At 51.1% G+C, this 12,428-nt stretch carries 12 protein-coding genes, 1 pseudogene and 1 riboswitch; of the genes and pseudogenes, 9 read left to right on the top strand and 4 right to left on the bottom strand.

The window, feature by feature from the left end; all coding sequences use genetic code 11:
- Both ACN5NT_RS23475 and ACN5NT_RS23470 read left to right on the top strand, forming a co-directional pair.
- The coding region (locus ACN5NT_RS23475; RefSeq protein WP_419177089.1) for a transposase at positions 1-357 on the top strand (357 nt) is incomplete at its 5' end.
- 95 nt (positions 358-452) lie between these two features.
- Positions 453-1,037, top strand: a complete 585-nt coding sequence (locus ACN5NT_RS23470) for a class I SAM-dependent DNA methyltransferase (protein WP_419177088.1) — start codon at positions 453-455, stop codon at positions 1,035-1,037.
- 72 nt (positions 1,038-1,109) lie between these two features.
- Here the strand turns inward: ACN5NT_RS23470 and ACN5NT_RS23465 are convergent, their stop codons facing one another.
- Positions 1,110-1,511: a hypothetical protein gene (locus tag ACN5NT_RS23465; protein ID WP_419177087.1), complete on the bottom strand. Its 402-nt coding sequence runs from the start codon at positions 1,509-1,511 to the stop codon at positions 1,110-1,112.
- Positions 1,512-1,640: 129 nt separating this feature from the next.
- Here ACN5NT_RS23465 and ACN5NT_RS23460 point away from each other — a divergent pair, with 129 nt between their 5' ends.
- The 6 genes and pseudogenes from ACN5NT_RS23460 to ACN5NT_RS23435 all read left to right on the top strand — a co-directional run bounded on the left by ACN5NT_RS23460 (position 1,641) and on the right by ACN5NT_RS23435 (position 8,270).
- A complete protein-coding gene (locus ACN5NT_RS23460; protein ID WP_419177086.1) occupies positions 1,641-4,460 on the top strand; it encodes a hypothetical protein in 2,820 nt (939 codons plus the stop codon).
- Between the two features lie 129 nt (positions 4,461-4,589).
- The gene (locus ACN5NT_RS23455) at positions 4,590-5,660 is read left to right on the top strand and encodes an OmpA family protein (protein ID WP_419177085.1); all 1,071 of its coding nucleotides are present in this window, start codon (positions 4,590-4,592) and stop codon (positions 5,658-5,660) included.
- A 120-nt stretch (positions 5,661-5,780) separates the two neighbouring features.
- Positions 5,781-6,039: pseudogene (locus ACN5NT_RS23450) on the top strand (Txe/YoeB family addiction module toxin).
- Between the two features lie 171 nt (positions 6,040-6,210).
- A complete protein-coding gene (locus tag ACN5NT_RS23445; protein ID WP_419177084.1) occupies positions 6,211-6,483 on the top strand; it encodes a class I SAM-dependent methyltransferase in 273 nt (90 codons plus the stop codon).
- A 113-nt stretch (positions 6,484-6,596) separates the two neighbouring features.
- A complete protein-coding gene (locus tag ACN5NT_RS23440; protein ID WP_417546790.1) occupies positions 6,597-7,883 on the top strand; it encodes a PQQ-dependent sugar dehydrogenase in 1,287 nt (428 codons plus the stop codon).
- 63 nt (positions 7,884-7,946) lie between these two features.
- Complete coding sequence (locus ACN5NT_RS23435) at positions 7,947-8,270, top strand: c-type cytochrome (RefSeq protein ID WP_419177083.1); 324 nt, start codon at positions 7,947-7,949, stop codon at positions 8,268-8,270.
- 122 nt (positions 8,271-8,392) lie between these two features.
- On the opposite strand, the gene rlmF is transcribed toward ACN5NT_RS23435, so the two are convergent.
- Positions 8,393-9,352: a 23S rRNA (adenine(1618)-N(6))-methyltransferase RlmF gene (gene rlmF / locus ACN5NT_RS23430; protein ID WP_419177082.1), complete on the bottom strand. Its 960-nt coding sequence runs from the start codon at positions 9,350-9,352 to the stop codon at positions 8,393-8,395.
- A gap of 201 nt (positions 9,353-9,553) precedes the next feature.
- Between rlmF and ACN5NT_RS23425 the strand changes: the two genes are divergently transcribed.
- Entirely contained in the window at positions 9,554-9,931 is a 378-nt protein-coding gene (locus ACN5NT_RS23425) for a nuclear transport factor 2 family protein (protein ID WP_291945533.1), read from the top strand.
- A 72-nt stretch (positions 9,932-10,003) separates the two neighbouring features.
- Here the strand turns inward: ACN5NT_RS23425 and ACN5NT_RS23420 are convergent, their stop codons facing one another.
- Together ACN5NT_RS23420 and ACN5NT_RS23415 are read right to left on the bottom strand one after the other, a co-directional pair.
- A complete protein-coding gene (locus ACN5NT_RS23420) occupies positions 10,004-10,198 on the bottom strand; it encodes a CsbD family protein (protein ID WP_144777405.1) in 195 nt (64 codons plus the stop codon).
- Between the two features lie 542 nt (positions 10,199-10,740).
- Positions 10,741-12,180 (bottom strand): sodium:solute symporter family protein, encoded by a 1,440-nt coding sequence (locus tag ACN5NT_RS23415; RefSeq protein ID WP_417546793.1) that lies wholly within the window; start codon positions 12,178-12,180, stop codon positions 10,741-10,743.
- 99 nt (positions 12,181-12,279) lie between these two features.
- A riboswitch (TPP riboswitch) is annotated at positions 12,280-12,388 on the bottom strand.
- Positions 12,389-12,428 lie beyond the last annotated feature (40 nt).

The following is a 12,428-nucleotide window of genomic DNA, read 5'->3' as shown; positions in this document are numbered from 1 at the left end:
TGCCTCGTTTCAAGCACTACAACTACGACCAGGATGCCATGGTCGTCATCAACTATCAGGAACAGCTCCAGCCCGGCGAATCACCGCAAAGACAGAGGGCGGCAGGTCTCTTATACCCTGGAAATCAGGCGAGCCCCGACCTATACCGACTGGGTGAAGCACCGGGTGGATAGCCAGCAAGGCAAAGAAATCTGCAGCCACCGCATGTCAGTGGTGGAACCCGTGTTCGGCAACATCGGCGGTAACAAAGGTCTGAACCGCTTTAGCCTACGGAGCAAAAAGAAGGTGCAGGGTCGGTGGCAATTGTATTGCCTGGTGCACAACATTCACAAACTGGCGCCAGTTAATCGCAGATAATGAAAAACAACAAAGCGGCTGTGGATCAGGCTCCGTAAAGGGTTTTTCTACAGCCTTGTTAGGCAAAAATTAGATAGGCGAGAGGATCTTCTAGAATGAGTGAAAGTTGGGATGAATACGCAGCTGGGTGGGATAGCAATGAAGCCGTCATTGCTTATGCCGATAATGCCTACCTTGCCTTGAAAAATACTGTGGAGCTAGAGGGGTGTCGCATTTTTGATTTTGGTTGCGGCACAGGCTTGCTTACCGAAAGGTTGTCTAACACAGCAAGCTCAGTGGTAGCTCTTGACCCTTCGCAAAAGATGATTTCAGTACTCGAAAATAAGCGCCTGAAAAATGTTGCAACAATCGCATCAGAACTAGACCAAAATCTGATCAACGATAATAGTGTCTTGTCACCAAAATTTGATCTTGTCGTGGCTTCCTCAGCACTGGCCTTTGTGCCCGATTACGCAAAAGCGCTAATGCTTTTGAAACAACTGCTTAACAAAGGTGGTTGCTTGGTGCAGTGGGATTGGCTCAAAGGAGAGCGAGATGAAGGATATGGATTTACAGAGCAACAGATTAAATCGGCACTGACAGAGGCTGGATTTGCTGAGTGTTCCACATCGGTTCCCTTTTCTCTGCAAAGTGACGGTAGCGCGCTGGATGTACTCATGGGTATCGCCAGAAATGCCTAACCAGCAATGAAACATCCAGTGAAAAATGGACATGCACTGATTAGATCGTATCAACGATGCGGTTGCCTGGTTTTAGATAGCGGTTAGGTAACCAGTGAGAAGGGCATGGACACGAACGCCGGTTCCGGCATTTTGTTTAAATGGCCCAGGCAAACGGCCATTTTCCGTCCATTCGAGACGAGCGAATACCTCCGGCAGGTCAGAGTTTCTCAAGGGCGTGCCTGTCCCTGTCTCATGCTGTTCATTCTTTAGCTCATTTCTCGTAAAAAGCCCCTTGTGGGCCATACTGCTAAGAGTGTCGCCAGGGTTCTGCCCTAAGTACTTTAGATGGGTGCCTGTTGGCATCAAAAACATAACCGGTCGTAGCAGTACGCGGCCGGTGGCCGCCGGGCGCCCTTTCCATGGCTCCTTCGTCGCTGTTCCAAGGTCGCCGCTGTGCTCAGCGTTGGGCGGACCAAGAGTTTTGTTCTCCATGAGGTTCAGTGATCATCAGGCTAAACGCCTTTGTACCTGCCTGAGAAATAGATTTCTCCGCCTCTGAGCTATAGAGACAGGTGGTTATGTTTCACTACTCAAACTCAGCGATTTGAAAGGAGACTAACTATGGAAGAGCTATTTCGGTACCAGCAACTTCGACAATCTCAAAAACTTTCTGAAGAAGAAAAAAGATTCATTGGACTGCTTCTGTATCCTGGCGACGATTATTCGCCGCTGGCCAGGGGGCTTATTGAGATCAACAGCAGAAACGCTGCAAACGACTCGTTGGCCGCTCTATTGGAAGAATACAGCCGCGCTGAGAAACTCGTTGAAGACCCAGTTGATCTTCAACCAACAATCCGAGCGGTATACAACTGGCTGAATTTCAAAGCACGCCCTATCAAAACGACCGACTTTGCAGATTTCATCTTATCGCTGAATCCCGTTGAACCGTTCGATCTCAAGAATGATTGGAGCATTTATGCCGACAACCTGTTGATCGCGATTTATGAGGGAAACATCAGCATTAATTATTGCGTGGATTTTCAATTGCTCATCCGGATTTGCTACTTGTTCGAACTCTGCGTCCTGATCACGGATGGCAAAGCGCAGATGAGGGAAAATGCCAGTGCCGCCCTGCTCAATGTCATCCTGACTCAACCAATACTCCTCCCCCCAAGAGTCCTTCGAGGGAGGTGTACCCTCAATTGCCGCCAAAAAGGACGGGTTGAGTTGCCTCGCATTCCGTCGGTGTCCGATAGCAGGTCTAAGAATTCTTGTGAATGCAAATGCGACGAGTCGTGCCAGAAGCCAAACGGCCACTGTGTATGCATTACTCCCTACATTGCCGATCTCTTCATCATCAAGGAAGAGCTCGCTCGGTATGAAGAAGGAGACATTGCCTACATCGAGAACATCCTTGCAGGCGAGAAGAAGGTGCGACGCCACCGCAACCTATATCGTACGGAAGAGACCAGCGAAACGGAAACAGAAACCATCACTTCCGAAGAAAGGGATCACCAAGTTTCTGAGAAATTCTCGCTTCAAGAAGAAGTGAAGTCCACTATTGAATCGAAAGTAGGGGTCGATGCAGGCGTAACCTCTACCCTGAAATACGGTAGTGCCATTACAGTGACACCACATGCAAATGTCACCGCCGATTTTTCCAAGTCACAGGCTGAGAACATTGCTCGTTCTTATGCGAAGGAGATCGTCGACCGCTCTGTGACCAAGATTCAGGAGAAGGTCCGGAAGCTCCAGGTCAGCAAAATCATTAATGAACTTGAGGAAAGGAACAAGCACACGATAGACAATACAGAGGCGGGCACCAGTCACAGGGCCGGAGTCTATTACTGGGTAAATAAAGTCACGCATGCTCAAGTATTCAATCATGGAAAGCACTTAATGTTTGATGTGATTGTTCCGGAGCCGGCAGCTACGTTTAAAAAGTTATTTGAACTGAAGAATAAAAAAGACAACGAACACATTGCCCCGCAGAGATCTACTATAACGCTTGACAGTATCAGTAGAGATAACTACCTGAAAATTCTGCATAACCAAGGGCTTTCTGGAGCAATAGAACCACCAGATGAACGCACCGCCATTCAAATTGCTTTTCATCAAAATCTTACTGAGCCTAAGGATTATGTTACTACTGGCTTTTCTTCGGCCGAGTTTAAGTCGGAACAAATTCCGGATGGATATAAGGCCGAAAGTTTAGATTATAGTATCAACTGTTTTGTTGGTGATCCAGCTGCACAAAAAGGAGCAGATGAAGCGTCTGTTTCTGTCAATGTAGGCACTACCTCTTTGCTAGCTAATGTTGCTCCTGCAGGAGGACTTCAGAATACGAATAACTGGAGCACAGGAAATACCAACGTACTCATGAATGGCGAAACTGGAGTGATCACTGCTTCTGTCGCAGGGTATTCTAGTGTTGCATTATCATTGAGCGGTACGATAAGCATTAAGTGTAAGTTAACTGATGAAGCGTTTGATAAGTGGCGAGTCAAGATTTATAACCTTGTGATGGACGATTACAAAAACAAGCAGGAGGCTTTTGAATCAATTAAGAAAGAAGAACCATTGATACAGATTAATGGAAGAAATCCTTTTCTGAACCGAGAGGTCGAGAAAAACGAAATCAAACGCCACGTCATCGCCATTTTGCTTTGCAACTACTTCAATGGCATTGGAGCTATGATGGAAACGGTGGCACCTTGCGGGTATCCGGAAATCGATTTTGCTAAATTGGAAAAGGATGCGCCGATTATCCTGTTCTTTGAACAGGTCTTCGAATGGGAGTATTGTAATTACCTCTTTTATCACAGCATGTGGTCACGCAAATGTAAGTGGGCTGAACTAATAGATGAGGATTCTGGAGATCCCCTGTTCGATAAATTTCTGATGGCCGGCGCAGCGCGGGTACAAGTGCCGATTCGCGATGGAATGGAAAGTCTTTTTACTTGGTTCCTGAAGACTGGACAGATTTGGGGTGCCAGCGGCATACCGCCTGTATCCGGCGATGACGAATATGTTTCCATGATTCAGGAATTAAAGGAAGCGAAACAGTGCGATTATACGGATCGCCCGGGTCTGATAGAAGCCACAAACAGCAGTGATGTCTTGAAGTTGAGGGATAGCACTTTCTATTGGGATCCTGTAATTGACCAGATCAACATGCTCACACTTGATAATGACAAGGATCGCGAATTACTGATCAACTTTGAGCCGTATCGCATTGTCAAGGTGGAACAAGCCGCGGCGGGAGATCCAACTGCTTGGCTCATTACAATCGACAGACCATATGACGATGTCAGTGCCAAGAATCTCAAGCACGCAGTAGGTGCATTGTATGTAGGAGCACCCTGGGAAGTTGTGATACCGACCAAGCTGGTTTACTTGCGGAACATCACAGATAAGCTACCTACGTATCCCTTGAGCTGAACGTGAAGGCGTGGATTTGACTCATCTACACGGGATTGGAGATCGCTTGCCGACCAGTTCACAGAGATTTGGAGTGCGGATACAGAGTACGTAGAGGCCAAGTGGTCAAGTTACAGGAAGTCTTTGACTATGAGCGAACAGGACAACTATAGCGATTGGCAAAAACCACAGGGAGGCTACAGCGGTAGCCAGAAGCCGGGGGCGTCGTACACTGGTGGAGGTACGGCCGCATCTAAACCTACTGTCGCTACCAACACACCAAAGCTGGGCCCTGGTAAAATTGGCTCCAAGGTCCTGAGCAAAGGGGTGATTATTTGGTCACTGCGCTCCGCCAAACCTGCCAATTACGCCGCTGTCATTATTATTTTCTCGCCAGACAATACTTACCGAGGCAAGACAATCACCTTTCTGCAGGCCGTAAGTGGAAAGAGCCGCACAGAAATTGACGTTCTCACAGTTGGTCGTAGAGGTAACACGAAAGACGATTTTGAACCGTTTTATGGTGCGGATTGGGATAATACCAAGCGGATATGGGTGCCTGAATCTACCACTTCAGGTGCCCGTAACCAACCGGGCGGGAAAAACGATCCTAACGCGTATCTATATGATGAACCCGCCGTCTTTCCTGGCCAGATAAAAATGTTCGAATCAGTGGTCGTCATTCCGGAAACCATGGAAATACTGGGTGCGATTAGCTGGGGCTTAAAGGGTCGCAAGAATGGCGTCAAGTTGATATTGCCTGATCAGACTAAGGATGTTTCCGACGGACCGACAGCGGGATTTCTAGTCGCGCTCGATAAGTTCTACAAAGAAGCCTCAACGCCTGGTCCGAAACCTAGTCGTGTAGAACGTTACGATGCGATCCTAGATGGCTTTCCCGCCCACGTAGGAGGAGCTGAGAATGCTGTCGTGCTGACAGACGCCCATAAAAAAAAGCTTGATGCAGTTGCATTGAATCTCAAGGAGACAAAAATCCCAAGAGTACGGGTGTCGATAGGTGGGTTTGCTGATGCCACCGAAATGGATCCGAGCGGTACTTCCGAAGCGCGCGCTCGTGCGGTCTACGATTATCTTGTCGTGGCAGGCGTGCCGAAAGAAAAAATTATCATCGCGGGGTTCTTTGGTGCTGCTTGGGCATGGTATCCCCCGACAGAGAGCCGCAATCGACGCGCACAGGTGCGTGTGCATCTGATCAACTGATTGGCACCCGGTATTGCCATTATGATTTAGCATCGTAAAGCCTGAAGGGGAAATAATGCCACTTTCAATCGAATTCAAAGGCCTATTGACCGATGTCTAGGTTGTTTTTAGATCGTCGTAATTCTCCATTCTCTAGGGGGCACCAGGCAAGCCCAGAAAGACGCAAAGAAGTTGTCCTCCAGCGGCCTCAAAAGCCCAGGAATTGCTGGCACTGACCGCGGAAGATCCTTACCGCCAGCCGCCCCCATCTGAAAAGCTCATTGGTGATCTTGCGGGGGCCTATTCACGACGTATTAATATTCAGCATCGTCTGGCCTATCAAGTGCTTGAGGACAAGCGAGTGGTGAAAGTTCTCAGGCTCTGGAGCCACTACGAATAATGCATAACCAGCCACTGTTTCCGCAATTTTCCCATCGCATTGCGGCTCCAAAATTGCCTCAAAGCTCTGCGTTGGCCATACAAATGCAGGCACGGCGGCGCCCTTTACATTACGCCTTCGGCAGCATTCCAAGGGCGCGCATGTTGCACGCGTTAGCAAGCCGGAAGCCAGATGCATACTGAGCTATTCAGCGACGCAAAGATTGTTGAGTTATGGGGTATAAACGCCCTGCCGTGGACTGCTGCAGTACGTGAGGGGCAGATTGAGAGCCGCAAGCAGATTACGGATCAAGCCATCATCGACGCCATTCTCAGCTGTCTGCCACGTTCCGTCCTCGATATTGGCTGTGGCGAAGGGTGGCTTGTTCGTGAACTTGCCGCAAGAAATATGCATGTTGTAGGTACCGACGTGGTACAAAAACTTGTTGAAGAAGCCACTCCCTAAGGTCGCCGCGTCCTTTTCGTGCTGACTAAAAATTGACCATTCTCAAAGTAGATCTACACTCATCTCATGACGTAACAACATGTAACGACAACAACAAGCAAAGGGTAATCATCATGAGTCAAAAATCATCCCTTCGTTCACTCAGTGTGGCGGCGGCCTCGGTCGTTCTGGTGAGTTTGCCGCTGGCCCTACAGGCCAAAGCGCCTGAGGTAAGCCAGGCTGTGTATGTAGACGGGCTGGAAAGCCCTTGGGATCTGGCCTTCCTGCCCGACGGCACCATGTTCTTCACTGAAAAGTGCAAAGGCCTCTCGGTTCAGTTGCCCGATGGCACGGTGAATAACCTGCTGGGTATGAACGGCTCCGAAGGCTATGCCATGACCGCTGACGATCTGTTCTGCTCCGGTCAGGCCGGCATGAACGGCGTCACGCTGGACCCAAATTTCGCGGACAACGGTACCATCTACGTCTATTCCGCGCATCGCGTAGGCGACAACCCCGCTTCCAATCGGGTGTTGCGACTGAATGTGGGCGGTGACCTGGCCACCGTGTCTGATCGCACAGACATCGTGACAGACATTCCCTACAAACAGGCGCCCACGGATCATCCATTCGGTGACGCCGGCGCCCACAACGGGGGGCGTATTCGCTTCAGCCCGGATGATGGCTTCCTGTACGTAACCACCGGCGACAACCACAACAGCAGTCTGCCGCAGTTTGGGGACAACCTGGGCGCCAAGGTTTTGCGCATTGACGGTAATGGCGATGCTGCCCCCGCCAATGCCGATGCCACACCGGAGGGTTTCGACCCGCGCATCTTTACCTACGGTCACCGCAATGTTCAGGGCATCGCATTCCACCCGGAAAGCCACCAGCCGATCGTCACCGAACACGGCCCCTGGCATTCCGATGAAGTAAACGCCCTGGTGCCAGGTGGCAACAGCGGTTGGGACCCGCGCCCGAACATGGCAGGCCGGGGAGATTGCCCGGATAATTACTGCGGTTACCAGCCCAACCAGAATGAGGGAATGGACCCGAAGGAGCGCGCGGCCTACATGCCCATGACCGACCTTGAAACGTATCCGGATGCTATGAAGCCGCTGTGGAATAACAACGGCTACTCCCAGGGCATCAGCAGTGCCGCCTTCCTGGAAGGTGAGCAGTGGGGTGACTGGAACGGCCGCCTGGTGGTCAGCTTCATGGGGATCGGTTTCGGTGGTACACCGTTAGGCCAGCGTATCAACGTGATTGACCTGGCGGCCGATGGACCAACCATTGGGGACATCACCGAAATGCCGCTATCGATGGGATCTTCCCGTTTCCGTGGCCTGGTGATGGGGCCGGATGGCGCGCTTTACGTCGCCACTGATGAAGGCCAGATTCAGCGCTTTACCGCTGAGTAATCACCTGACTGACGGCACTGCCCTTGGGCAGTGCCGTACCCACCGGAATCTGAAGGACACTTTATGAGACGAACAGTACTGTTTACGATGACTCTTACTCTGGGCCTGACCCAAGCCCAAGCCCAAGCCCAAGCGGCAGATACGGCAGTAGGCAAGAGCCTCTACGCCAGCAACTGTGCCCAGTGCCATGGGCCGACCGCCAAGGGTATGGCCAGCTTTCCGTCTCTGGCCGGACGCGATGCGGACTACATCCAGTCGCGGTTGAAAACCTACCGCGCGGGCGAGAAAGTTGGGCCGAACTCCAGCCTGATGATTCCCAACGCCCGAAACCTGAGCGACGACGACATCGCTAACCTTTCGGCTTTCCTCTCTAACAACGCCCAGTAGTTCCTGCTTTGTTAAAACCGCGCTGTAACCATCCCCTGAAATCGGTGCATGCGTAACACGATTAACTGTGCAAAAAATGCCTCAGGGATCGAGGCTGGTGATCTGTAGCGCCAGAGTGAAATTCAGCTAAATGTCCAGGCCAATATTCTCGTGATCTTGTTTCCGTGCTTCATTTCTATCTCACGAATATCAATTGCGCCAAGCTTGCGAATCATTTTTTTCGCAGGCTTCACGTTCTCGGTTTTCGAAACCAGGCTCGTAAACCAGCGGCATTGAGTTGAAAACATCTGGCTTTCTTTTATTAATTTTTTAAGGAACAGTCGTTCGCCACCCTTGCACCAAAGCTCTGCTTCGAGGCCGCCAAAATTCAGAGTGGGAGATCTGGGTATTGGTTTTTGCTCACCGCGATTGCGGGCAAGGTTGGTGAGTTTAAGCTGGTTGACTTTCAGTGCTTCATCTTGCGAAGCATGGAAGGGCGGGTTGCATACGCTGACATCAAAGAATTCTCCGGCCTGGATGATCCCGTCAAAAATTCGATTTTTATCGTGTTGGGTACGCAGCGTAAAACGGCCTTTCAGTGTGGGATTGTTGGCGATAATCGAGGCTACGTTCTCGAGCGATTGCGGGTTGATATCACTGCCAACACAGTGCCAACCGTATATTTGGCAGGCCAATAGCGGATATATTCCATTTGCCCCGGTTCCTATATCGAGCAGGGTGATTTTGGGCTCGGTATTAGCCAGATTCGTAGCAGAATCGCCAAGCCCAGGCAGCTCGGCTATGTAATGGATATAGTCGGCTCTGCCCGGGATGGGTGGGCAAAGCGCACCGTCTGGAATATCCCAATCATTAATGTTGTAGTATCGCTTCAATAACGCGGCGTTCAGAGCTTTTACTGCCAGTGGGTCTGCGAACGCGATGGAGAGGTTGCCGTGAGCGTTTGTTATCAAATGTGGGGCCAGTGGCGCGTAACTTTTCACGAGCGAGGGGAGATCATAGCCCTGCTTGTGCAGATTCCTCGGGTGCAGGCCTTTGAGATCAGGCCTGGTTTGATGTTTTTTGCTTCGATGGAATGTGCTCACAATAACGTACCCGAGGTTTGGAATTCATCCTGGTGTTTTGCGTGAGTTATCGTCGTATCAGTGAACGCCGGTAACTTGTGCCGAATTGGTCATAAACGTTTATTATCAGCGCATATGCAGGCGTCAACAACTGCAGGCACGGCGACGTTCTTTTCGCTGCGGTCATTCAAATCATCCCTGGATTGGAAGTGGAGTTTATTCATGCAGCCGAAACACCTTGTGGCGCAGTTCATTGCAGATATTCATGCTCAGCGTTTTGATGAGGCGAAGACCTTGCTGGTTGCCGAAGGGTTTGAATACGTGGGGCCAAATATGCGGTTCCTCAGCCGGGACGACATGATGTCCTACCAATTCGGTATGGCGGCTATCCAGAAAGATTTGATTGTCCGTCAACTCGGTGTCGACGGAGAGCACGTGTTCGCTATCCTGGATTACCGGACCAACTTTGAACCGATCGGTGATGTGCGGCTTGCACTCTGGTTTCGTGTCCGGGACGACAAAATCCAGACGGTTGAGGCCTTCTACAATGCCGCTGTGGTTGAAAACATGCTGGGGGGCAACCTTCCTTCAGTCAGTTGAAGTGCAGCTGAAAAAAAACCGGCGCCCGCAGTTATGCGGGCGCCGGTTTTTTACTTTGACGGCTGCGAGAATCTAGAAGTTGGAAAGCTTTTCCCATTCCTTTTCAGCTTCATCTTTCTTCATGCCGTACTTCTCTTGGACTTTGCCAATAAAGTGGTCGCGGCGGCCGGCGATTTCGTCCAAATCGTCGTCTGTTAGCTTGCCCCAATTCTCGCGTACCTTACCTTTAAGTTGTTTCCAGTTACCTTCAATGATGTCGTTATTCATCGCAATTTCCTCGCTTTGTCAGGGCGGCGCATAGTAAAAATGCCGCCTAAGTGAAAGAAATATCCGGTTTGCCATTCCTGCAGCAATCCGGTGAATCGCCATCTACGTTGTCATAGGGATCTTTGTTTGACAATGCTTCCCGTATTGCGGTTAATTCATACTGTAATGCCGATAATCCCCGAGATCCGCAATGTGTATGGGCTCAGTTGGTTAATAATGTGCAGCAATGAAGCGTCCTGAATGACACCAGGCAATTGCGTGAGGGGCGTTTTTCGCTCCTGTGCTTCTCTTAATTCCCTAGAACGTTTGTTTCATTCTTCTTTGATTTCTTGGCTGCTTTCTTTTCCTTTGCGGTTAAAAGCGGTTGTTTTTTCGTGTCCTTTTTTTTGTCTTGTCCTTTGCTCATTACATGTACCCCTGTTTAATGCGTGCGCTGGCATCAAAGGAGATTACAATGTCAACCACGCAGAATTATCAGTATGGCCCCAATTACGAGCAACGGGAAGGTCTTGTTGTTTTGTATAAAAACACCGCGGTTGTTTTTATCCCTCCAGATTACGCACGCGCTGGGCCAATATGGAAAAATCGAAAAGCTTTCTTTTGGGTAGCAACAGGAGCAGTAGCGAAACGGCTATGGGTACCAATGATGCCAGCAGGAAGGATTCCAGCAGGTAAGTGGTGGGAGCACCCGGCGCAGGAAACACTGAAAGCCCGGTGACCAGGCCGGCCAAAGTGCTGAGGGCGGCGTTGTAGTTTTGATAGCGAGCGTTGTAGAAGCCAAAAAATACCGGGAAGGCCGCGGCGCAACACAGCAAGTCTGCCAGCAGAAACAGGTAGAGCACGCTGTAGCCCTGGGCAGCAACGAACAGCACCGGTACCGACAGCAGCACAATCAGCCAGCGCGACAACGACAGCAGGTTTTGGTTATTCAATTTCGGCAGTAGCCGACGCAGGTCTACCACCATGATGCTGGTCAGTCCGCTGATGGTGGAGTCGGCGCTGCTCATAATCAGGGCCAGCCCGAAGGGCAAAAGGCCAATCGCAAACCACAGTGGTACATCTGCCAGCAGCACGCTGAACAGCGCAACCGAGCCGTCCCCAGGCAAGCCCAGCCCCACAAAAGCCAGCCCGAACAAACCCATGGTGAAAATAATGGGAAAGCTGAGCAGGCCGCTAATAATAAATCCGTTGCGAATTACCTTGCTATCGCGCGCGGCAAAAATACGTTGCCAGGTTCCCTGATAAAACAGCCCGGTCAGCACCACGGCGATAAAGAAAGTGAGGCCGGATTTCAGACCGTTGATGTCGAACGGGTCCAGCAGGTGGGGCGCTTTTGCCTGCAATCCCTGCAGTGCCGGGGCCAGGCCACCGGTAGCTTGCCAGCCGAAGGCGATCAGCAGAACCAGAAAGGGCAGAATGACGAGCATCTGCACCCGGTCGGTAAAGATGGTCACACGCAGCCCACCGTAAAGGGTGTAGAGCAGGGTGGAAGCCATCACAATACTGGCGGTAAGCCATAGTGGTACCGGCGCCAGAAGGGAGACCATTTTCGCGATGGCGGTCAGGCCCGCCGTCAGGCTGATAAACAGGTAGAAAATCATGATGACCAGTACGAAACCGTACATCACCCGGCCGTAGCGGCCGAGTACAAATTCGGTGAGGGTATGGCCCTCGGGCATGAGTGTGCGAATGCGATTGCCCAAGGGAATCATAATCAGGCGTGGTGCCAGTGCACCCAGGGCGTAACCGGTAACAGCGCCGATGCCGCCCCAGGTTGCGGCCTGCGCCGGGCCAAACAGAATCCAGGTTCCCAGAGTGGTGGCCAGCAGCGTTATTAGAGTGGCGGAGCTGCTCTGGCTGTTGCGGGCGACCAGAAAGTCGTCCAGCTTATCCTGCTTGTGGCGGGCGTACATCATGCCGGGTATGGCAAACAGAGCAGCAAATAAAACCAGCCACACAAGTGCGGTAGAGGAGCTTAACATCGCTTGTCTTCCTTGCTCTGCAGGCGGATAACGCAATCACCAGAAGTGGTTTGGCACCGGGACAGTCGCGAAGGAAGAAAAAGACACACAGGCATGACTACAGCGGGCGTTTTCCTTCCCTTCGCCGGCATTACCCGGATCAGGTTCGAAGGGTTACCGCACAGCATGCGGAGTCTCAGCCGGTACGCCGGCCCCCCCAGGAGTGTCTACAGAGTAGGAAGTCTGCCGGTAGTTGTCAATTGCAGGTA

The organism is Desulfosediminicola sp. (genome assembly GCF_048381775.1).
GTDB classification, from domain to species: Bacteria; Desulfobacterota; Desulfobulbia; order Desulfobulbales; family Desulfocapsaceae; genus Desulfopila; species Desulfopila ganghwensis.
This window is presented reverse-complemented; position numbering and strand designations above follow the sequence as displayed.

Coding starts and splice junctions, on each gene's coding strand:
- ACN5NT_RS23470 (WP_419177088.1), top strand. CDS start 453: ATGAGTGAAAGTTGGGATGAATACGCAGCTGGGTGGGATAGCAATGAA.
- ACN5NT_RS23465 (WP_419177087.1), bottom strand. CDS start 1,511: ATGGAGAACAAAACTCTTGGTCCGCCCAACGCTGAGCACAGCGGCGAC.
- ACN5NT_RS23460 (WP_419177086.1), top strand. CDS start 1,641: ATGGAAGAGCTATTTCGGTACCAGCAACTTCGACAATCTCAAAAACTT.
- ACN5NT_RS23455 (WP_419177085.1), top strand. CDS start 4,590: ATGAGCGAACAGGACAACTATAGCGATTGGCAAAAACCACAGGGAGGC.
- ACN5NT_RS23445 (WP_419177084.1), top strand. CDS start 6,211: ATGCATACTGAGCTATTCAGCGACGCAAAGATTGTTGAGTTATGGGGT.
- ACN5NT_RS23440 (WP_417546790.1), top strand. CDS start 6,597: ATGAGTCAAAAATCATCCCTTCGTTCACTCAGTGTGGCGGCGGCCTCG.
- ACN5NT_RS23435 (WP_419177083.1), top strand. CDS start 7,947: ATGAGACGAACAGTACTGTTTACGATGACTCTTACTCTGGGCCTGACC.
- ACN5NT_RS23425 (WP_291945533.1), top strand. CDS start 9,554: ATGCAGCCGAAACACCTTGTGGCGCAGTTCATTGCAGATATTCATGCT.
- ACN5NT_RS23420 (WP_144777405.1), bottom strand. CDS start 10,198: ATGAATAACGACATCATTGAAGGTAACTGGAAACAACTTAAAGGTAAG.
- ACN5NT_RS23415 (WP_417546793.1), bottom strand. CDS start 12,180: ATGTTAAGCTCCTCTACCGCACTTGTGTGGCTGGTTTTATTTGCTGCT.